The following is a 20139-nucleotide window of genomic DNA, read 5'->3' on the forward strand; positions in this document are numbered from 1 at the left end:
GGTGACTTCAACGGTGACCGTCGTACGGACATGGGCATGATGTACCGCCAGGCGGACGGCACGGTGAAGATGTACACCGGCCTCGCCAACGGCAGCGGACTCATCCAGCCGTTCACCAGCAGTTACGCCACTCCCGCCAACGCCAACTGGGACTGGAACGCCATCCGGCTGCACTGACCCTCTCGCCGGACACGGTGCGACCACCTCTGTCCCGCCTCGGCGCCCCTCGGCGCCCAGGCGGGACAGGTCGGTTTCCCGCCCGGGCAAACGGCAGGCTGTGCGGCGCGCCAGCCGGACCGGACGATCTAGGGTGGGCCGATGCAGTCCTTCCCACCGCCGCAGATACCGCGGAACGAACTCCGTCCCGGTCGTCACTGGTATGCCGCAGCGGCCGCGATCGCCGTCTCGCTGATCGTGCTGGGTGCGGCCATCGGTGTGTACGGGATCTCCCACGCGATCGACTCGGTGGACACCGCCCATCACTTCGCCAACGGTGACACCGTCGCCCTGCGGCTCGGGCCGGACAGCGAGAAGGCGATCTGGATCAGGGACGAGGAATTCGGCCCGCGGGGGGACCCGAAGTGCAGCATCACCGGGCCGGGGGACCCAGGCCTCACCGATCCGCGCATCGACGTGTTCCTCACCCGTGACGAGACCTGGAATCCGCTCTACACCATCGACGTACCCCAGGCAGGCGCATACGAGGTCACCTGCTCGTCCTCAGTACCCTCCGAGTACGCCCTGGGGGACTCCGGAGGCCTCCTCGCGCTGGGGGGCCGGCTGATACTGGCCATCGCTCTCCCCGTCCTCGGAATTGGCATCTGCGCCGTCGTCGTTCTCGTCACCCTCGTCCGCCGCAGAAGCCATCGCCGGCGGCTGCTCGCCGAACGCCACGGCTCCCCTCCCGCTGCCTGACCCGGCCCGCACCCCTGACGACGCCGACGGCACCGAAGCCCCGCACGGCCCCGGTGTTCAGAGGGGCTGCGCCGGCAGCCACCCGCGCTGCACGGCCCGTACCCCCGCCTCGAACCGGCTGCGGGCTCCCAGCCGGTCCATCAGGTCGGTGGCGATCCGCCGGGCCGTCCGCTGCGAGACCCCGAGCCGCTTGGCTATCGCCTCGTCCGTGAAGCCCTCGGAGAGCAGGCTGATGGTGCTGGCTTCCGGGCCGGTCAGTCCCTGGGAGTCGCGGACTCCCGCCTGCCCCAACGGCTGCGCCGCGGCCCAGGTGGTCTCGAACAGCGCGCACAGCGCGGTGAGCGTGCCCTGCCCGGTCAGGACCACGGCCCCTGCGGCGGTGTTGTCGCTGTTGACCGGAATGACGGCGGCGGAACGGTCCGTGATGATCATCCGGGTGGGCAGGACCGGCACGGTGCGGATCTGCGCCCCCTGCCCGGACAGCCAGTTGACGTACTCGACGGTGTGCGTGCTGTTGCGGGCGCTGTCGAGGTAGATCGTCCGCATCCGGATCCCGCGCTGCAGCAGCTCCTCGTTGAGCGGACGGGCCGCCGCGATGGACTCCGGCGTGTGCGCCCCGTCGGGAGCGAAGGTCATCACCTCGGTGGTCATCTCCCGGGTGAGCCGGGCCAGGCATTCCCGGATCTCGTCCAGGCCCAGCAGCTGCTGCACCCCGGGGCTCGGAGCCTGCGGCCGCAGGTCGGCGAATTCGGCGATCAGCTGTGCCGCGGCGGCGCGTGAGGTCTCCACCCGCTGCTGCTGGGCGGCGAGTTCAGCCTGCTGGCGAGCCATCAGGATCTCCATGCCGATGTCCGGCGAGACGGCCCGCAGCCGGCCGCCCTGCTCGGCGGACGGCCGTACGAGCGCCAGCTCGCTCAGCAGGTCGAGCGCGTCCCGGACCTGCGCGTCACGGAGACCCGTGGACTGCGCCAGAGCGGCCACGCCGGCCCGCGGACCTGCGAGCATGGCGCGGTACACGGCTTCCGCATGTGTGTCGAGACCCAGTACGGCCAGCATCTCCAACCCCCCGTAAGAGACTTCCCCCAGCAACCCTGTTCCGGGGCTGGATGATGATGTCATAGCGGTTCTCGAGCGGTCTCTCTCCCGTCGGGCCCTGGCCGCAAGGGTCCACGGCCCAAAGAGGCCCGTGTCCCGCAGTGCCGCGAAGACCGCCGACCTGTTTGAGTCGGTGCATGTACCTCATCCACGCGAGCCTGAAGGCGCTCGGTGGCGCCGCAGCCCTTCCCCCTGACACCCGTGCTCTCGTCTCCGGCCAGGCCCTGCCCGAGGAACGACTCGAGCACGTGTCCGTCCACGCGCACGCGCTGCCCCACCCCGTACTCGGGCTGTACCTCCGGTCGGACCGGCTGCCGGAGGCGGAGGCGGCGGCGCGCACGGTGTGCCTGCGCGCCCTCCTGAACTGCCCCGAGCTCAGCGGCTGGACACTGCTCGAGTGCCAAGCCCCCCTGATCGCACTTGCGTTCGAGTAGAAGCCGGCGGCTGCGGACCGCCGCGAGAGCGCTGGACGGAAGGGGCCATGGCCTCATCGGTCCACCCGGAAGCTCTTCCACCGCCCCTGACCTGCGGCGAAAGTAGTGATCGCCGGAAGGGAACACCGACCGGCGGCACGAGCCGAGAACGCGTCACCGCGGGATGCAGACCGGTTCGGGCCAGCCGAACGCTCCGCATCAGCAAAGGACTCCTGCCATGATCCGCACCCGTGTCGCCCTGGCCGCCGCGGTCGCCTCCCTCGCCCTCGCGGTCCCCGCCGCCGCCCTGGCCGCGGACTGCGCCGCCGGTGCGGCCATCACGCACTTCACCGCGGCCGCGTCGCCGGCCGGGAAGCCGGTCGTCGCCGCGACCGACGACATGATCTGGCAGTAGGAACCGCTGCCTGCGCCGACCGCGGTGGGTTCTGCGGCCGCTGTTAGCCTGCGGTCCATGATCAAAGGCGGCTTGGCAGGTCGAATAGGCCGGATGGCGGGGAACAGCGGGCCGGAGCGCGTGCTGGTCGCCGCCAGCTTCGTCAACCGGGTCGGCAACGGTCTGTTCAACGCGGCGTCGGCGCTCTACTTCACCCTGGTCGTGGGCCTGCCCGCGGTGCAGGTCGGCGCCGCGCTCACCATCGCCGGAGTGATCGGCCTGGGTGCCGGCGTACCCGGTGGACATCTCGCCGACCGGCGCGGCGCGCGCACCGTCATGATGCTGGCCCTCGCGGTCCAGGCGGTGTCGATGGCGGGCCTCGTCCTCGTCGAGAGTTGGGCCGCGCTCACGGTCATCGCGACCGTCGACCAGATCGCCGCGGCGGCCGGCGGGGCGGCCTGGGGCGCACTGGTGGTCCGCGTCGGGGGTGATCGGCCGGCTCTGTTCCGGGCCAAGCTGCGCACCTTCGTCAACCTGGGCGTCGTCCTGGGGACGGTGGGTGCCGGACTGGCGCTGGCCGCGGACACCCGCGGCGCCTACCTCACGCTGATCCTCGGCAATGCGGCGAGCTTCGCCCTGTGCGCGGTGCTCCTGCTCCTGCTGCCCCGCTATCCGGTCCCGGCGGCACCGCCGCGCCGGCGTCGCCGGCTCGCCTTCGCGGACCGTCCGTTCCTGACGTTCACCGCCCTCTACGGGGCGATGGGACTCCAGTACCCGGTGGTCTCCCTGCTCCTGCCGATCTGGATCTCCCAGCACACCGAGGCGCCGCGCTGGACGGTGGCGGCGCTGTTCGCCGCCAACTCCGCCTTCTGCGTGCTGATGCAGACCAGGATCGGCTCCCGTATCGAGACCCCGCACGACGGCGGCAGGGCGTTTCGCACCGCGGGGCTGCTCTTCCTCGTCAGCTGCCCGATGATGGCGCTGGCGGCGTACGCCCCTGTCTGGGCGGCGGCGGGACTGGTCCTGGCAGCGGTCTTCGTCCACAGCATGGGAGAGGTCTGGGAGTCCTCGGCGGGCTTCGCCCTCGGTTTCGGTCTCGCTCCCGACCATGCCCAGGGCCAGTACCAGGGTGTCCTCGGCCTCGGCTTCGGCGCGGGCCAGGCTCTCGCCCCCGCGATCCTGACCACGGTGGTGCTCGGCCTCGGTACGGCGGGCTGGCTGCTGCTGGGGCTGTTCTTCGCGGCGCTGGGAGCTGCCGGCCCCTCTCTGGCCCGCTGGGGCGTGCGGACCCGGCCGCAGCCGGGCGTTGGCGCGGAAATGACGGGATGACCGAGGAGTAGGCGCCAGGCGCTTGCGGCAGCGGCACGGGTGGTCAGACAGAGCCGGGCGGGTGAAGGTGCGCCTGCCCACGGTCGCGTCCGGGCGCCGGGCCGGGGCGCTGACCGGAGGATGGCGCGCGACTGTCCGCCCCTGCCGTCGAGGAGTGTCTTCCGTGCTGGAACGCAAGCAGCTCAAGGACCGAACCCACGTCACGTTCGTCCTGCCCGCCGACGCCCCCGCGGGGCCGGTGAGCGTGGTGGGTGACTTCAACGACTGGCAGCCGGGCACCCACACCCTGGAGCCCCGCACGGACGGCACGCGGGCGGTCACCGTGCCCCTGCCCGCCAACAGCGTGCACTCCTTCCGCTACCTGGCCGCGGGCGACTACTGGTTCGACGAGGACCAGGCCGACGGCCACGACGGCACCAACAGCCGCCTGCACACCTGATTCGGGTACGGGGCGGGGGGCACCCGGCTTGATGTCCCCGCTCCCGCCCGACGACCCCGCGGGCGGGCATCGATGACACGCATGGAAAGGAACAGGTGGATGACGAAGGCTCGCGAGATCATGACGGGCGGCGCGGAGTGCATCGGCGCCGAGGAGACGGTCCTCGAGGCCGCGAAGAAGATGACGCGGATGGGAGTCGGCGCGCTGCCGATCTGCGGGACGGACGACCGGCTCAAGGGCATGCTCACCGACCGCGACATCGTCGTGAAGGTCCTGGGCGCCGGCAAGGACCCGGCCCAGGTCAAGGCCGGAGAGCTGGCCCAGGGCGAAGCGGTCACCATCGGCGCCGACGACGACGCCGCCGAGATCCTGCGCACCATGAGCGAGCACCGGGTACGCCGCCTGCCCGTCATCGACGGCCACCGCCTCGTCGGCATCGTCGCCCAGGCCGACGTCGCCCGCGCCCTGCCCGACCCCCAGGTCGGCGACCTGCTCCAGGCCCTCTCCACCGACTGATACCGACGGGCTCGGCGACGGTCGCCGGAGCGGTACCGCCCCTGCCCGGGCGGCGCCGCTCCGGCGACCGTCGCGGCTTCGGCGGGGTGGGCACCTGCCGGAAAGGGGGAGGGAGGGCAAGCGCCCACCGGCGCGACGGTCGGGAGCCGCTCACAGGCCCGGCCGCCTCTTCCACCGTAGAACGCGGCCCGCCCGGTCTGCACCTGAGAGCCGCTACCCGACCGGCCCCGGCCGGCTGAGCCGGCCGCCCACGACGACCGGGAGGGACGCGGGCATCCCGTCGGTGACCCAGGCGAACTCCAGGGCGGCGAGCGTGGCCCCCCGGTCGGTCCACACGAGGATCTCGCCGACGTAGGCGCCGGACGGGTCATGGACGTGAGCGTCCACGGGCACGAGCGTTTCCGGCAGTGCCGCGTGCTCGCAAGGTTCCCGCACCCGCAGGTCGACGCTCACGGAGCCGGGCCCCCACACGGCGATCACCTCGGTACGGTCCAGCTGCCTCCGGAGTTGCGACGCGCCGGCGAACTCCGCCGACAGGATGTGCTCGAGCACCGCGCGCTCGTCGGCGTTCAACGGGCGCGGGCCGGTGGGAAGAGAAGCCATGCGCCCATTCTGAGCCGGCCCCGCCCGGAGTGACGAGGTCAGTGACCTGTGTGACGGGCGGGGTTCTCGGTCAGCCGGTCAGTTCGCGGGTGGCCAGAGCCGTGCCTTCGATGCGGGCGCTGATCTTCGCGAAGGCGGTGTCGCGGGACGTGGAGGTGTCGTCGGCGAAGGGGGAGAAGCCGCAGTCGTCGCAGGTGCCCAGCCGGTCGGGAGGCAGGTATCGGGCGGCTGCCAGGACGCGGTCGCGTACCTCCTGGGGTGTTTCGACACGTGGGTCGATCGGGTCGGTGACGCCGACGAAGACCTGGGTCCGGTCGGGCAGGTGTTCGGCGAGGACGGCGAGGACCTTGTCCGGGTCCGGCTCGCTGGCGAGCTGGATGTAGAAGGCACCGGCTTCGAGACGGAGGAGTGCGGGCAGCAGGGCCGTGTAGTCGACGTCCAGGCTGTGGGTGGAGTCCTGATCGCCGCCGGGGCAGGTGTGGATTCCGATCCTGGCCCGTTCGGTGGTGGAGAAGCGTTGCAGGACGCGGTTGTTGAGAGCGATGAACTGGTCGAGCAGGCCGCCGCTCGGGTCGAGCTTCAGTGCCAGGCGGGCCTCGGTGAAGTCGAGCTGCACGCGGTGGGCGCCGGCGTCCAGGCATCGGCGGATGTCCGCTTCGGCCTCGGCGGTCAGGTCGTCGAGGAAGGCTTCGCGGGGGTATCCGTCGATGCCGTCGGCCGGGTAGAGCAGGCTGAGCGCCGAGGGTGCGATGACGGCCTGCTTCACCGGTGAGGCGGTGTGGCGGAGCGCGGCGCGCAGATAGCGGTCCGCGTACACGCCGTACCGCAGCGGCCCGGCCGTGAGGCGGGGCAGCTGCCGCTGGTGCCCGTCGGCGAAGGGGATGACGACGCCGTCGGGTGCCAGTCGGTCCAGGCCGGTCAGCGGGTAGGTGGCGAAGCTGGGCTTGGCCTGTTCGCCGTCGGTGACGACCGGGGAGCCGATCTCCTCCAGGCGGCGGACGGTGTCGCGGACCGCGCGGTCCTGCGCGGCGGCGAGTTCCTCATCCCCGATCCGGCCCTCGGCATGGTCCGCCATGGCGGCGAGCAGCTCGGCGGGTCGCGGGATGCTGCCGATCGGTTCGGTGGGAATGCCCACCGTGCTCCGGCTCATGGCTTGACCTCCAGCTGTGCCTCACCGTTGCCGCCCCCGAGCCCGGCCGGGGAACTCGTCACGACCGTTGTGCAGTGTTTGCCGAACATCCACCCTCCACGGAATGTGTCCTTCCATAAAGGTGGTGTCTACCCCCAGGCCGCCTCCGCCGTCTCCGGCGCGTCGAGTCGCACCATCGGCGCTTCACGCGCACTCCACGTGGCGAAACACCTCCCGCGCCCCCCGGATGGGTGCCTTGATCATCACGCCCGAGGGGCAAGGACAACCCGCTCGCATCGAAGCACCCACCCGCGAACACCGTCAGGAAGGACCCCGATGGACCAGACAGCCGCGCAAAGGCTCATCTTCGCCATGCTCGACGCGGACGGAGACGGCATCGTCTCCCGGCAGGAGTACCTGGCCCGCACCGGGAACGTGGCACGGGCGATGGGACTCGAGGACGACGACCGGCGCGTCGTCACCGCACGCACCCTCGGCGAACGCGCATGGGAGTCGATGGACGCCGACGGCGACGGAAGGATGACCTTCGACGAATACGCGGCCTGGGCCGGAGCGGAGGCGTTCGACACCGTCTGCGCACCCGTCCTCGGCGCCCTCTTCGACCTCGCCGACACCGACCAGGACGGCGCCCTCGACCTCCACGCATTCACCGCCCTGCGCACAGCGCTGAACAACCCCGCCACCAACGCCGAAGCAGCGTTCACCGCCCTGGACACCAACGGCGACGGCAGCATCAGCCGCGACGACTACATCGCATCCATCCGCGCTCACGTCACGGGCGAAGGCTCTCCCATGGGCAGGGCGCTGTACGACAGGCCGCTCTCCGACGTCTCACCGTCATGATCGAGGCGTTGCCGACGGAGTGGTCCGACCAGCCGCGTCGCCGATGGCGGTGATGACGGAGCGTGCCCACTGGAGGGGGTCGGGGAAGCGCAGCAGCTTCGCCAGGCCGTCCATGTGTGCGGTGCGCTGGTCACCGGGCATGGTCAGCGCTCGGTGCAGGGTCTGCTCGAGGTCGGCTCGGTCGTGGGGGTCGGTGAGCACTGCTGCGCTTGCCAGGTGCCGGGCGATACCTGCGTGGCGGGACAGGACGAGGACGCCCGGCCGGCGGACCGCGCTGCGCGCCGCGACGTACTCCTGGGCGGTGAGGTTCATTCCGTCGGCGAGGGAGGCCACCCAGAAGACGTCTGCGGCGAGGTAGTGGTCGACGACTTCCGCGAAGCTCAGGTTGCGGGGGATGTAGTCGACCGGTTGCCAGTCGCGCGTGCCGTACCGGTCGTTGATCTCGGCGATGGACCGTTCGAGTTCGTCACGGGTGGAGTCGTACGCGCGGATCCCCGTCTCCGGTGGTGGGCAGACGAGGCGGTACCGCATCCGTCGCCGCAGGCCGGGGTGGTGGCGCAGCAGGCCGGCCAGCGCGCGGATCTTGTGTACGGGGGCCTTCGCGTAGTCGAGCCGTTCCACCGACAGGACGAGCTGGACGCCGTCCTCCGCGCCGCGAGGGCGCCGTGTGCGTGCGAGGGCGGCGACGGCGTGGCGGTCGATCCCCAGGGGGTGGACCCCGATCCGCGGCAGCGGACCGCCGGTGCCGGAGAGGAGCCGGCGGAAGTTGTCGGCGCAGTCGTGGGTGTGGAAGCCGGCCCAGTCGAGTCGCCCGAGCGAGTCGCGCAGTTGCCCGGCGGCCGGGATGCGGCGGAAGACGTCCGGGTGGGGGAAGGGGGTGTGGTGGAACAGTCCGACGGTCACATCCGGGCGGCGGGCCTTGAGGGTGCCGCCCACGAGCCAGAGGTTGTAGTCGTGCAGCCACACCGTCGCCCCCGGTGCGGCGAGGGAGCTGATGTGATGGGCGAAGGCGGCGTTGACCGCCTCGTAATCGGGCCAGGACGCGGGCCGGTCCTCGATGAGCTGCGGCTGGGACACCAGGGCCGGCCACAGCGTTTCCTTGCACACCCGGTGGAAGTACCCGGCCCACCTCTGCGGAGTCAGGGCCAGCAAGGACAGGGGCAGACCGCCCGTGACGGCCGGCGGCAGGTCGGGCAGCGGCCCGTCTCCGACGTGCGCGGCCGCCCACACGGCGTCCAGGCCTTCGTCGGCCAGAGCGGCCTGCAAAGTGGGCAGGATCCCGTTGGGGCTGGCGGGCGGCTGCCAGCGGGCCTCGTGCCAGCGCACGGGCGGCCGGTGGTAGCCGATGACGACCGACCGCCGTTCGAGCCAGCCCAAGCGCTCCATCGCCTCCAGCACGGCCGCCGCACCCGGCAGAGCAGACCGGTGGAGCCCGGCACGTGCGGGCACTGCCGAGACCAGGGCGGATTCCGCATTGCCCACGAGCACCGCACTGGTGCCCAGGTGAAACAGCGACAGGTCGTTGCGGGAATCCCCGGCCACCAGCAGAGCCCGCCGGTCCCAGCCGAGCGTGCGCCCCAGCAGCCGCAGCGCCTGCCCTTTGCCGGCCCGGGCCGGCAGCACGTCGAAGTAGCGATCGCCGGCGTACGACCAGGAGCAGCCCAGCGCCCTCACCGCGGCCTTGAGGTCGTCGGTGAGGTCTTCCGGGGCCAGATGGAAGGAACACCGGCCGTCCTGGACCACGTGCTCCTGGTACACCAGCCGGGGGAACCGCCTCAACGCCGCACGGACCCTCTCGGTGCCGGGCCAGCCCGCCCGCAGCCTCTCCTCCAGAGCGTCAAGACGCGTCATGTGCGCACCGTCGATGACGCTCGCCCCGACGTCCCCGATGATCCAGCGAGGGGGCGGCACGAGAGCGTCGTCGCGTAAGAGCTCCTGGACGGAGTCGAGGCTCCGCCCGGTCGCGAAGACGACCACGATGTCGGGATGCCGCTCGAGGGCCTCCAGCAGACGCCGCCGATCGCACGCCGACCCGCCCAGCAGGGTCCCGTCCAAGTCCGTTACGAGGACCCTGGCCGCAGCCGCCTCTGCACCCACCGATGCTCCCTCCGACTCCCGGCGCCTCACCAGGCCGGGTCGTGCGTCACCGGATCGATGGCCGTCGACCCGTCCTGCGCCTCGGAGCGGACCGGATGAGCCGCACTGCTGCGAAGCTCCCGGATCGCCTGCCCGAGCCTGGCCGTACGCAGGTCATCGCTCCCCGCAAGGGTGGCGACCAGCTCGTCGGGAACACAGCGGGCGGCAGCCACGAGTCCGTCGATGACAGGGTCAGCCGGGGGCACGGCACCTCCACAACGCAGGGGGGGCACGCCGGGCAGCGTCCCCAGGGTGGCAACTGTGAGTAACTATAGTCACTTTCCGTAGCTACCGCCTGTCCGGCCACCGAAGGGATCCGTCATGACGACCGCTGTCATCGACCACGCCGCCACCGACTACAGCATCGGCCACGCACTGGGCATGGCCCGCGCGGCCGAGCTGGCCTACAAGGACGAGCGGACGGTGGAGGCCACCGCGCGGGAGTGGGGGTTCGACCGCGTCCGCCACCACCACACGACGTTCAAGGCGCCGTTCCCGCTCGAGGACACCCAGGCCTACACGATGGCCAGTCCGCAGATGGTCGTCACCGCGTTCCGGGGAACCCAGCCGGTCGAGATGCGTGACTGGCTCTCCGACACCACGACCCCGCCCTGGCCCGGCCCGGGCAGGACCGGCTTCGTCCACTACGGCTTCGGCGAGGCCCTCGACGGCGCCTGGCCGCACATCCGCGCCGCGATCGACGAGTTCCGCGACAACGACCAGACCCTGTGGTTCACCGGCCACAGCCTCGGCGGCGCCCTGGCCATGCTCGCGGCCGCCCGCCTGCACTTCGAGGAACCCAACCTGACCGCCGACGGCGTCTACACCTTCGGCCAGCCCCGCACCTGCGACCGCACGCTCGCCCGCGCCTACGACAGTGCCTTCACCCGGCGCATGTACCGCTTCGTGAACAACAACGACGTCGTCCCCCAGCTCCCGCCCGAGCCGGTCTTCCACCACGTCGACGCCCTGCGCTACATCGACTCCAGCGGCACCGTGCACGACAGGATGCCGGTGGTGGGCGGGCTGCTGGACCGGGCCAAGGGCGCGACCGCCGACATGCTCGCCCCCGCCTCCGACGGCGTACGCGACCACCTCATGGACAAGTACATCGCCGCCCTGGAGAAGAACCAGAACTGACGCCCTGCCGCAGTGGCCCGCCCGGCCCCGGGCCCCTTCGCCCGTGAGGGCATGCGCAGCCGGGGGAGCGGCGCGAGCGGCCGGGACGCCACCCGGTCGCGGGTGTGGCGTGTCCCCGGCGGGCGCCGGCGGAGCCCTACGCTGCCGCTCGAGTCCGTTCATCTCCCGCCCGGAAGGGGCCTTCGCCATGAGTGAGTCGCAACTCCGCGCCAAGTACGTCCGTCGTTTCCACACGCTCGACTCCGCGGGCGACGGGTACCTCGACCAGGCAGAGGTCCAGGAGCGTGCCCAGCGGTTCCTCGGCGCCATGGGCGAACCCGCGACGACGCCCCGGGGCATGGCGGTCAAGAAGGGCGCGGCGGCGTTCTGGGAGCAGCTGGCCAAGCTCGCCGGCGTCCAGAGCGAGGACCGGCTGGACGAGGAGGCGTTCGTGGGCGCCCTGCTCCGCGCGCGCGAGCTCGGGACGATCGGTGACCTGGTGGGCCCGTCGGTGGAGGCGCACGTCACCCTGGTCGACAGTGACGGGGACGGCAGTGTCAGCCTGGATGAGTTCCTGAGGTCGCAGAGCGCGCTCGGACTGCCCGAGAGGGACTCCCGGCGGGCCTTCGAACAGCTCGACCTGGACGGCGACGGCCTGCTGGACGTCGAGGAATGGCAGCGCGCCGTCATCGACTTCTACACCAGCCCCGAGGAGGACTCCGCGAGCGCGCTGATCATGGGCGGGCGCAGCTGAGGACAGAGACAGCTGCTGTGGGGTGGAGCAGTGCGGCGAGTTCGAGGGAGCTGGGGGCCGGGTGCCGCAGCCGGGCCCGGACCAGCGTCGACAGGTGCCACAGCGGCCCGGCAGCCTTGACGGCCGGCCGGTCCGGGACATCCAGAGCGGGTTCAGCACCAGCCGGTCGCCCCGGCGCGTGAGCAGCAGCTCCGGGGACGCGCCGAGCAGCACGCGCCGCCGGCCGGCGGGGGAGGGCAACTCGACGCGGAAGACGTACGCGCTCGGGTACCGCTCCATCAGACGGACCGCGACGTCACTGCCGCCCCCGACGGGAGGCCCGCCGAGATCCACGTGCCGGGCCGGCACCACCTTCTCGGCGGCGCCCGCCCGCAGCCGGCGCACCAGCCGGGCGACCGCGGCCACGTACGCCTGATCGGCCACAGGCCCGGCACCCTGCGGCATCCCCGCCCGGAAGACCGCCGCATCACCGGTGACCGCACCAGACGCCGCAGCCGGACCCATGGCTGCCGGCATCGGCGTGTCGGTGGAGCCCGGGCACACCACGTTGCACCGCACCCCGTGCGCGGCGGACTCCAGCCCGAGCCCGAGGGTGAACGCCACGGCCGCGGGCGACCGTGACGCTCGAGGCGCCCCGACGCCCCGCCATACGCCGGGCAGCCGCCGCCGCCCACAGAAACACCGCGGTGGCGTTGACCGCGAACAGCGCGGACCAGTCCTCGAGCGGGCACAGCGCGGCCACCGTGACTTCACGCAGGTCCTTCAACGACTCGACGACGAACAACCAGCACTCCCAGCCTGTAACGATCAGCTGGGCGGTGGTCAGGTCAGCCGGAAGACCGGGCCCCTCGGGGTGAAGGGGAGACCGGCGCCCTGGGGGATCAGGTAGGCGTGCTCGCGGCGGATGCGCAGGGTGTCGCACCAGCCGTCGGTGATCACCAGGAGCGGCGCCGCGGGCGGGAAGTCCTCGGCGCGCTGGAGCAGGTCGATGCCCGGCTGGAGCACCGTGCCGCCCCGGCCGCGGACCCGGACCCGGCCCGCGATCTCGGTCGGCGGGACGTAGCCCGCGTCGTAGGCCGCCGCGTCGCAGAACACCACGCGCGCCGCCGGGACGTCGCGGGCCTCGGCGTACGAGGCGATCGCGCCCAGTGCCTTGCCGAGCAGGGCGGCGTTCATCGACCCGGAGGTGTCGAGGACCACGCCGAAGGTGCAGCGGGCGGTCTCCTCGGGCGGGAAGTACCGGCCCGCGCGCGGGATGTCCGGGGTGGAGGCCTGGCGGCGCGCCGGGCGGGCGTAGGACCGTACGGCCTGCGGCCTGGGCACGTACTCGTCGAACCAGCGGGCGAGGCGGGCGTCCCACGGCACCGGCGGATGGGCCAGGGCCCGGATCTCCTGGACCAGCCCGGCGGGCAGCAGGCCGCGGCTGCCGCGCACGTGCAGGTCGAAGCCCTGGGCGAGGCCGCGCCGGTAGAACTCGTCGAGATCCGTGTACGGGCGCCCCGCGCCGTGGGCGAGCGGCTCGCCCAGGATGTCTCCGGCGCCCCGGCCGCGCAGGGTGGCCAGGCGCCGCATCCGGCGCAGATCGGTGGCGATCCGGTCGTACACCTCCTCGACGGACAGCCCGCGCAGCGCCGGGTCGTGCAGCAGCCCTTCGGGCATGCTCCCGATCCGCATCTCCACCAGCCAGTCGTTGACGACGTAGTCGGCGGCGACGTTGTGCAGCAACGGATCGCGCGGGCCGCGGCGCTCGCCGTGGCGCAGGGCGGCGTGCAGCATCTCGTGGGCCAGGATGAACCGCCACTCGTCGTCGTCGAAGGTGCGCAGCGGGTTGATGTAGATCTCCCCGGCGGTGGCGCTGACGGCGGCGATGGAGATGTCCTGCGCGCGGGCCAGCTCTGCGTCGGCGACGACGGTCAGGCCGGCGGCGAGGCCGCCGAGCAGCGGGTACGAGGACACGAACCAGTTCAGGGCCCGGTCCCAGGGGCGCTGTGCGAGGCGTTCGCCGGTGGTCCGGTCCCGCCGGCCGCCGGCCACGTCCATGGCGGCGGAGACGCTGCGGGTCAGGGCGGCGGCGAAGGCGGTCTGCCAGTCGGGGACGGTGGTGTTCCAGGTCCGCCAGGGCACCAGGACCTGGTCGGGGTGGCGGCCGGCCGTGCCGCAGTGCTCGTAGGCGGCCGGAATGCCGTCGCGGCGCCAGCGGGCGGCGAGCTCGTCCTCGTCGCCGCCGGGGTACGCGGCGGGAAGGTGGTCCGGGGCGCGGCCGACCGGGAAGGTCAGGAGGAAGCGGTTGACGACCGTGCAGCGGGCGGCGAGGTCGAAGCGGTCCGGCTGGGGCCGGTCCTCGTCCTTGGCGGCCGGGACGTGGCCGAAGCCGAGGTGCAGCAGGGCGTGGGCGATCGTCCAGGCCCACTCGCCGGGTTCGGCCCGCCGGGTGGGGTGGACGTGGACGACGCCGTTGGAGGTGACGGCGGCCAGGCCCCCGCCCGGCGACTCCGGGCAGCCGGCCTCGCGGCAGATCTTGCCGTCGAGGGCGGCGAGGGCCGGGTTCTGCTTGACCAGGGCCAGGCCCTCGGCGAAGGCCTGGGTGGCGGGGTCGGGCTTGGCGGCGGCCTTCGCGCGGGCGTTTCCGCTCCGGCTCACCGGCGGGCCTCGACCAGGCGGGGCATGTCGCGGGCGGCCTCGATCAGGAACCATCCGGGCAGCACGGGCAGGCCGTCGGCGTCGTCGGCTATGACGGTCTGGGCGACTTCGACGGAGATCTCGGCGAGCTGGACGAGCAGCGACTTGAAGCGGTGGGTGTGCTGGCGCAGGGCGGGCGAGACGTGTTCCTTCTGCGCGGGGAGTTCCTTGAGCAGGCGGCCCCGGAAGGCCTCCGCGAGGTAGTAGAGCAGGTCGCGGTCCTGGAGCCGGGCGGGCCAGGAGGCGTCGCCCTTCAGGATGGCCTCGATGCCGAAGGTGTGGCGGACGATCTTGGCGTAGCCGCAGAAGGAGACGGCGTGCGCCGGGGTGAGGGTGCCGTGCGCGACCACCTTGAGGGTCTGCTCGTCCAGCTCCGCGCCGAAGGAGTGCAGGGCGTCGGAGAGCATGTGCCAGGAGCGCGGGGTGGAGAAGGGCTCCTCGGTCTTGGGCGGCTGCGACCAGAGGTGGTCGGGGCGGTCGGTGAGGTAGTCGGTGACCCACGGGTGGATGCCGTGCTCGCCGGCCCACACCAGCCAGTCCTGTGCGGACGCCTGGAGGTGGACGTGGGTGAGGCGGTTGACCAGGGCGGAGGCGATGGGCCGGGCCAGCGCGTTGTCCGTGGCGCGGTTGCCCGCCCCGATGACGATGGAGCCGGCGGGCAGTTCGTAGGAGCCGATGCGGCGGTCGAGGATCAGCGAGTAGAAGGCCTTCTGGACGTCCGGGCCGGCGGCGTTGAGCTCGTCGAGGAAGAGGCAGTACGGCTCGTCGCGGGCGATGGCCTCGGGCGGGCAGAAGACGGAGCGGCCGTCGCGGATCTGGGGTACGCCGATCAGATCCTCGGGAGCGAGCTGCGTGCCGAGGAGGCTGACGCATTCCAGGCCCAGGGAGTCGGCGAACTTCCTTACCAGCGACGACTTCCCGATGCCGGGCGCCCCCCAGAGGAAAACGGGCCGCACGGTGGCGAGACCGAGCAGCAGTTCGGGGATCTGGGCGGGGGTGACGGTGACGGCAGCCTGCACGGGCGGGGACGTCCTTCGGGTGGGGCGATGTGTTGGTGCGGCCAGTGTGGTCACACCGCACACCGCCCGGCATCCGGTTTTCCCGGGGCGGTGCGGTGGTCCAGGTGGTCCCCGGGTGCCCAGGTCTCGTCCTCGTCCTCGTTCTCGTCCTCGTCCTCGTCGTCTCCGTCAGATCCTCCGTGTCGACGTCGAGTCGGCGCCGGTGGCGATGAGGAAGTCAGTCCAGGACGTTGCGGTCCAGGTGCCGGCCGAAGAGGCTTCGGGCATCCGGGTCAGACCCCCGCTGTCCGTATGCCGGTCCCGGTATACGCCGACGCGGGGACCTCGTCATCATGGGCCCATGATGCACAGCGACGACCAGCCCACCGACTCGCCGGCGATAGCGCTGCTCAAGGACAGGGGAGCGGAGACGGCCAAGCACTCCGGCGGCACGCTCCTCACCCACCTGCTGCGCGTCGAGGCGCTGCTCGCCGCGTGGGGCGCGCGGCCCGCACTGCAGACCGCGGCCCTGTGCCACGCCTTCTACGGCACCGACGGGCTGCCCTTGGTACTGCTGGAGCTGTCCGAGCGCGACCACCTGGCCGAGGCGATCGGTACGGAGGCGGAGGAGCTCGTGTACTTCTACGCCAGCTGCGACCGCAAGGCCTCCTACCCCAGCCTCGCCGCACCGGACGGGGCGGCGGTGACCTTCCGGGACCGGTTCACCGGTGAGGAGTTCACGCCGTCCCTGCAACAGCGTCGGGACTTCGCCGAGCTCACGGTGGCCAACGAGCTGGACCTGGCCAAGGTGAACGAGTCCTTCCGGGAGCGCAACGGGGCGGCTCTGCTCGACCTGTTCACGCGCTGGTCGCCCCTCCTGTCGGACGCGGCCCGGCACGAGGTGACCGCGGTCCTCGGCGCCGGAGGCGGCGCGGCCGTCAGCCCTTGACCTCGGATGCGCACGGCTCGGCCGAACCAGGCTTGCCCACCCCGGCCGGGGCCGCGCCCTCAGGACGGCGCCGAGGAAGGTCCGCCCAGGCTCCTCGGCGGCGGCCGGGCTGACCGATGCCCCGTACCCACCGACGTCAGGGCCGCCGCAGCCCGTCCAGGGCGATCTCCGCGAACCGGCGCCAGTCTCCGATCTCATGGTGGCTGAGCATCGCCACGGCACCCACACTCATGTACAGGTCCCCGACCGTCACATCGGCACGCAGCGTCCCGTCCGACCGCCCCCGCTCGACCAGCCGCGCCCCCATCGCGAGCAGTGCCTCACCGACCTCGCCCCGCGGGGCCATGCCGCCGAACGACGCCTCGATCACGCCCGAGAGCGCGCGCCCCTCCTCGTGCATCTCACCCACGCGCGTCAGGAGCGCCTCCACCGCCCCACACGCGTCGGGCCGCGCCGGGCCTTCCTCCTCCAGGAACGAGAGGACCTTCGCGAATCGCTGCTCGGCGACGGCCCCGACGAGGGCCTGCCGGGTCGGGAAGTGCCGGTAGACGGTTCCGACGCCGACCCCGGCGGCCCGGGCGACCTCCGCCATCTGCACCTCGTCACCGCGCTCGGCGAACAGTTCGTGCGCAACCTTCAGCACCCGCAGGCGATTTCGCTCCGCGTCGGTCCGGGAGGGTCTTGACATGCCGCTGCTTCCTCTGCTCAGCTGAAACGGAATCGGATTCCGATTCCGAAGTCGTTGAGGGAAGGATACTCATGTCCGAAGACCGGTTCATCCTGCTGGACCCCGGCGCCTCCCGCCCCACTCGCGTACCGCTGCCGCCTGCGATGACCGTGAAGGCGAGGACGGAGGACACCGAGGGCCGTTTCTCCCTCATGGAAGTCGTCGTCGCCCAGGAGATCCCGCGCCACGTCCACCATGTGGCTGACGAATGCGTCTACGTGCTGTCCGGGGCCCTCGGCGTGGAGTTCGACGACACGGACCGCACGGTGACGGCCGGCCAGTTCGTCCTGCTGCCGCACGGCGTCCCGCACGCCCTGCGCCCGGTGAGCACCCCGCCGCCCCGTGTCCTCCAGATGTCCTCGCCCGGCGGCTGGGAGTGCTACCTGGAGGACCTGTCCGAGCACGTGTCCGGAACCGGCCACCGCAGCCGCCTCGACGCCACGGCGCTGAACCGGATTGCCGCCCCGTACCAGATCACCTACGAGGAGCGGGAGCCGCGTGCGTAGCGGCGGTGGTTTCGGCGGAGTCTCCCACCGCCCCTGACGCCGGCTCCCGCTACCGCGGCCCTGCCGCCCGGCCGGAATCAGGCCCTGGTGGTGGCGGGGTAGAGGAGTTGGGCGGCCTCGAGGAGGGTCGCGACGAAGGGGCGGATGGCGGGGGAGCTGTACGACTTCAGCCAGACGGCGGCCCGGTCCAGGCATGGCATGTCGGTGAGCGGGACGTAGGTGATGCCGGGACGGGTGTAGAACTGGGTTACCTGCTCGCCGACGATGACTGCGCCGGTTCCCGAAGCGACCACTTGCAGGGCTTCCATGAACGTCTCTATCTCGGGGCCAGGGGTGATCGGCCTGCCTTGTGGCGTGCGGTCGGGCCAGAGCTCCGAGAGCCATGCCCCGGGTGGCGTGCCGGCGACGCGTACGAGCGCGACGTCGGCGAGGTCTTCCATGGTCACGCTTTCGCGGCGGGCCAGGGCGTGCCTCGCGGGAACGGCCAGCATCCGCCGCTCGGAGAAGACCACGGGCCCTACGACGATGTCGGGCTCGGTGATCGGCAGGGCGAGGATCAGGATGTCGACCTCTCCCTCGCGAAGTCGCGCCAGGGCGTTGAAGAGCTGGACCTCGCGGATGTGGACGCGCCAGCCGGGCTCGCGTTCGGGAAACATGTCGCCTGCCTGGTGGGCGATCTGGCCGGCGGCGGCACCCATGAAGCCGACCCGCAAAGTGTCGACGGTCGCCCGGGCGCTGCTCACAGCCCGGGCGAAGGCGGCCCGGATGTCTTCGTACGCGGGCCGGACTTCGTCGTGCAGCCGGTGGCCGAGCGCCGTCAGGCGAACACTGCGGTTGGTGCGCTCGAACAACGGCGCCCCAACCTTGCGTTCGATCTTCTTGATGAGCTGGCTGACCCTTCCGGTGGTTACGTGCAGGCGTTCCGCAGTACGTCCGAAGTGCAGCTCCGCCGCCAGCCCGAGGAACGCTTCCATTTCCAGACGTTCCAGCACCCGGCCACCACCCCCCTGTTCACCCTGATCAAACGAAGGTTCCAGTATCTCTCCTTGAAGCACGGGTCATGCCGGGCATCCTTCGCGCCGGGGCAGGTAGGCCCGTGTGTTGAACCTGGCTAAACAAGGGTTCCAGTATTGAGTGTTGTTCGGATGATCTCCAGGCGCGAGTCTGTGGGTCGGCAGAGCTGGCGATCGATCACCCAGCCAGGACGCCGCAACCACCCGCTTCTCATCTGAACCGAGGAGAACTCCCTTGGGCAAGATCGTCGCCCTGCCCTGCCCACTGCGCGACGGCGTCACAGAGGTGTGCCCGTGACGCCGCCGTCGCTGTGGAGCAGGCGCCGGATACTCAGCACCCTGGCCGGGGCCGCCGCGATTCCGGCCGTGCCGTCCGTCGTCACCTTGAGCGCCGGCCCGGCCCGGGCCGCCGAGGGCGACCCCGCCGTGGGCAACGGCCTGCCCGACACCGATCGGGGCAAGGCCGTATGGGCCTACAAGAGCGGGGGCCGGGCGGTCCGCGAGGCCGCTGCCGCCGCCCTCGTCGGCACCCCGGCCGCGGTCTCCGCCTTCCTCACGAGCGAACTGCCGCTCGCGAAGGCGGACGACAACCGGTTCGGCGTTCTCGCCGCCCTCCCCCTCGCGGACAAGTCGGTCCGCGAGAGCGCGAACGCGGCGCTCTCCGCCGGGGACGCGGCGATCGCGTCCTACCTGCGCGACGGCTACGCGCAGTCGCTCGACACGGACATGCGGGCAGCGGTCTTCACCGTCATGAACAACAGCGGGACCGCCGTCAAGCGGGAAGCCGCCAAAGCCCTGGAACTGGGCACCCCGGCGGCCCTGCGCACGTTCCTGCAGACGACGCAGCACACCGCGCAGCAGGAGGACGAGCGGGCCGAGGTCTTCGCGATCCTCACCACCGCCTCCCCCGAGGTCAAGAAGTACGCGGAGCGCGCCCTGAGCGACGGCTCGCCCGAGGCGATCCGCCAGTTCCTCGCCTCCGGCCAGTACATCGCGCGTGCCCGTGACGAAGAAGCCGCGACGGTCGACCAGTTGGTCAAGATCGTGATCCGGGAGGGCAACCGGGCGAAACTGCAGACGGAACAGGCCGTCGCCGCCTCGAACCGGGCCAAGGACGCCGCGGAGAAGGCGAAGGCCGCCGCGTTGAAGGCCGCCGAGGAAGCGAGGGCGGCGCAGACCGACGTACGGAAGTCGGCCAAGGCGGCGAACAGCGCCGCGAGTGCCGCACGGGGCGCCGCGAGCGCCGCCTACACGGCCATCTCCGCCTCCCGTACCGCTCAGGCCGCCTCCAGCCGCGCCGCGCAGGCCGCGCAGGCCGCCGCCGGCGCCGCCGCGGCCGCGGGCCGTGCCGCCTCGCGGGCCTACGGCGCCGCCATCGCCGCCTCGAAGGACGCCGGCAAGGCCTCGGCGGCGCGCCAGGCCGCCCAAGGCGCACGGGACGCGGCCGGACGCGCGCGCACCGCGGCCGCCGCCGCCATCCTGGAGGCCGAACGGGACGCCGCCCCGGCGCTGGCCGCGCGCGCCACCGCCGCCGCCCAGCTGGTACGGGCCCTGCACACCG

The 20139-nt window shown here is 72.1% G+C and carries 21 protein-coding genes and 1 pseudogene; 12 read left to right on the forward strand and 10 right to left on the reverse strand.

The window, feature by feature from the left end:
* Positions 1-318: 318 nt before the first annotated feature.
* On the forward strand, positions 319-915 hold the full coding sequence (locus AB0D45_RS15895) for a hypothetical protein (RefSeq protein WP_362459036.1): 597 nt from the start codon (positions 319-321) through the stop codon (positions 913-915).
* 57 nt (positions 916-972) lie between these two features.
* Here the strand turns inward: AB0D45_RS15895 and AB0D45_RS15900 are convergent, their stop codons facing one another.
* Positions 973-1971, reverse strand: a complete 999-nt coding sequence (locus tag AB0D45_RS15900) for a helix-turn-helix transcriptional regulator (RefSeq protein WP_362459039.1) — start codon at positions 1969-1971, stop codon at positions 973-975.
* Between the two features lie 176 nt (positions 1972-2147).
* On the opposite strand from AB0D45_RS15900, the gene AB0D45_RS15905 reads away from it, so the two are divergent.
* The 5 genes from AB0D45_RS15905 to AB0D45_RS15925 all read left to right on the forward strand — a co-directional run bounded on the left by AB0D45_RS15905 (position 2148) and on the right by AB0D45_RS15925 (position 5101).
* Positions 2148-2444 (forward strand): hypothetical protein, encoded by a 297-nt coding sequence (locus AB0D45_RS15905; RefSeq protein ID WP_362459041.1) that lies wholly within the window; start codon positions 2148-2150, stop codon positions 2442-2444.
* A 217-nt stretch (positions 2445-2661) separates the two neighbouring features.
* On the forward strand, positions 2662-2838 hold the full coding sequence (locus AB0D45_RS15910) for a hypothetical protein (protein ID WP_362459044.1): 177 nt from the start codon (positions 2662-2664) through the stop codon (positions 2836-2838).
* A 93-nt stretch (positions 2839-2931) separates the two neighbouring features.
* Positions 2932-4146: an MFS transporter gene (locus tag AB0D45_RS15915; RefSeq protein ID WP_362459047.1), complete on the forward strand. Its 1215-nt coding sequence runs from the start codon at positions 2932-2934 to the stop codon at positions 4144-4146.
* Between the two features lie 163 nt (positions 4147-4309).
* Positions 4310-4585 carry an isoamylase early set domain-containing protein gene (locus AB0D45_RS15920; RefSeq protein ID WP_362459050.1) on the forward strand — a complete coding sequence of 92 codons (276 nt, stop codon included), beginning with the start codon at positions 4310-4312 and terminating at the stop codon, positions 4583-4585.
* Between the two features lie 99 nt (positions 4586-4684).
* Complete coding sequence (locus tag AB0D45_RS15925; protein ID WP_362459053.1) at positions 4685-5101, forward strand: CBS domain-containing protein; 417 nt, start codon at positions 4685-4687, stop codon at positions 5099-5101.
* Between the two features lie 213 nt (positions 5102-5314).
* On the opposite strand, the gene AB0D45_RS15930 is transcribed toward AB0D45_RS15925, so the two are convergent.
* Together AB0D45_RS15930 and AB0D45_RS15935 are read right to left on the reverse strand one after the other, a co-directional pair.
* The gene (locus AB0D45_RS15930; RefSeq protein WP_362459056.1) at positions 5315-5704 is read right to left on the reverse strand and encodes a hypothetical protein; all 390 of its coding nucleotides are present in this window, start codon (positions 5702-5704) and stop codon (positions 5315-5317) included.
* 70 nt (positions 5705-5774) lie between these two features.
* Positions 5775-6839 carry a cobalamin-independent methionine synthase II family protein gene (locus tag AB0D45_RS15935; RefSeq protein WP_362459094.1) on the reverse strand — a complete coding sequence of 355 codons (1065 nt, stop codon included), beginning with the start codon at positions 6837-6839 and terminating at the stop codon, positions 5775-5777.
* Between the two features lie 330 nt (positions 6840-7169).
* Between AB0D45_RS15935 and AB0D45_RS15940 the strand changes: the two genes are divergently transcribed.
* Positions 7170-7697 (forward strand): EF-hand domain-containing protein, encoded by a 528-nt coding sequence (locus AB0D45_RS15940; protein ID WP_361595935.1) that lies wholly within the window; start codon positions 7170-7172, stop codon positions 7695-7697.
* On the opposite strand, the gene AB0D45_RS15945 is transcribed toward AB0D45_RS15940, so the two are convergent.
* Both AB0D45_RS15945 and AB0D45_RS15950 read right to left on the reverse strand, forming a co-directional pair.
* The gene (locus AB0D45_RS15945) at positions 7692-9794 is read right to left on the reverse strand and encodes a trehalose-6-phosphate synthase (RefSeq protein WP_362459058.1); all 2103 of its coding nucleotides are present in this window, start codon (positions 9792-9794) and stop codon (positions 7692-7694) included. The two genes, AB0D45_RS15940 and AB0D45_RS15945, sit on opposite strands and share 6 nt — an antisense overlap.
* A 26-nt stretch (positions 9795-9820) precedes the next feature.
* Complete coding sequence (locus AB0D45_RS15950; protein ID WP_362459061.1) at positions 9821-10039, reverse strand: hypothetical protein; 219 nt, start codon at positions 10037-10039, stop codon at positions 9821-9823.
* A 115-nt stretch (positions 10040-10154) separates the two neighbouring features.
* Here AB0D45_RS15950 and AB0D45_RS15955 point away from each other — a divergent pair, with 115 nt between their 5' ends.
* Entirely contained in the window at positions 10155-10973 is an 819-nt protein-coding gene (locus tag AB0D45_RS15955) for a lipase family protein (RefSeq protein ID WP_362459065.1), read from the forward strand.
* A gap of 187 nt (positions 10974-11160) precedes the next feature.
* Positions 11161-11706 (forward strand): EF-hand domain-containing protein, encoded by a 546-nt coding sequence (locus AB0D45_RS15960; RefSeq protein ID WP_362459068.1) that lies wholly within the window; start codon positions 11161-11163, stop codon positions 11704-11706.
* 156 nt (positions 11707-11862) lie between these two features.
* Here AB0D45_RS15960 and AB0D45_RS15965 read toward each other — a convergent pair.
* The 3 genes and pseudogenes from AB0D45_RS15965 to AB0D45_RS15975 all read right to left on the reverse strand — a co-directional run.
* Positions 11863-12222 (reverse strand): annotated as a pseudogene (locus tag AB0D45_RS15965) (chorismate-binding protein); the annotation flags it as partial.
* A 306-nt stretch (positions 12223-12528) separates the two neighbouring features.
* Positions 12529-14346, reverse strand: a complete 1818-nt coding sequence (locus tag AB0D45_RS15970) for a hypothetical protein (RefSeq protein WP_362459071.1) — start codon at positions 14344-14346, stop codon at positions 12529-12531.
* Positions 14343-15404 carry a MoxR family ATPase gene (locus tag AB0D45_RS15975; RefSeq protein ID WP_361595917.1) on the reverse strand — a complete coding sequence of 354 codons (1062 nt, stop codon included), beginning with the start codon at positions 15402-15404 and terminating at the stop codon, positions 14343-14345. Before AB0D45_RS15975 ends, AB0D45_RS15970 begins: the two co-directional genes overlap by 4 nt.
* A gap of 340 nt (positions 15405-15744) precedes the next feature.
* On the opposite strand from AB0D45_RS15975, the gene AB0D45_RS15980 reads away from it, so the two are divergent.
* A complete protein-coding gene (locus AB0D45_RS15980) occupies positions 15745-16332 on the forward strand; it encodes a DUF6817 domain-containing protein (RefSeq protein ID WP_362459074.1) in 588 nt (195 codons plus the stop codon).
* A gap of 136 nt (positions 16333-16468) precedes the next feature.
* Here AB0D45_RS15980 and AB0D45_RS15985 read toward each other — a convergent pair whose 3' ends face one another.
* Positions 16469-17020, reverse strand: coding sequence for a helix-turn-helix domain-containing protein (locus AB0D45_RS15985; RefSeq protein WP_362459077.1), 552 nt, complete (start codon positions 17018-17020; stop codon positions 16469-16471).
* 71 nt (positions 17021-17091) lie between these two features.
* Here AB0D45_RS15985 and AB0D45_RS15990 point away from each other — a divergent pair, with 71 nt between their 5' ends.
* Positions 17092-17565 carry a cupin domain-containing protein gene (locus AB0D45_RS15990; protein WP_362459080.1) on the forward strand — a complete coding sequence of 158 codons (474 nt, stop codon included), beginning with the start codon at positions 17092-17094 and terminating at the stop codon, positions 17563-17565.
* Positions 17566-17642: 77 nt separating this feature from the next.
* Here the strand turns inward: AB0D45_RS15990 and AB0D45_RS15995 are convergent, their stop codons facing one another.
* Complete coding sequence (locus AB0D45_RS15995) at positions 17643-18557, reverse strand: LysR family transcriptional regulator (protein ID WP_362459083.1); 915 nt, start codon at positions 18555-18557, stop codon at positions 17643-17645.
* Positions 18558-18872: 315 nt separating this feature from the next.
* Between AB0D45_RS15995 and AB0D45_RS16000 the strand changes: the two genes are divergently transcribed.
* Positions 18873-20139 (forward strand): ALF repeat-containing protein (locus AB0D45_RS16000; protein WP_362459086.1); only part of this gene is annotated, 1267 nt, incomplete at its 3' end.

The sequence above is a fragment of the Streptomyces sp. NPDC048352 genome, assembly GCF_040651895.1.
Classification (GTDB): Bacteria; Actinomycetota; Actinomycetes; order Streptomycetales; family Streptomycetaceae; genus Streptomyces.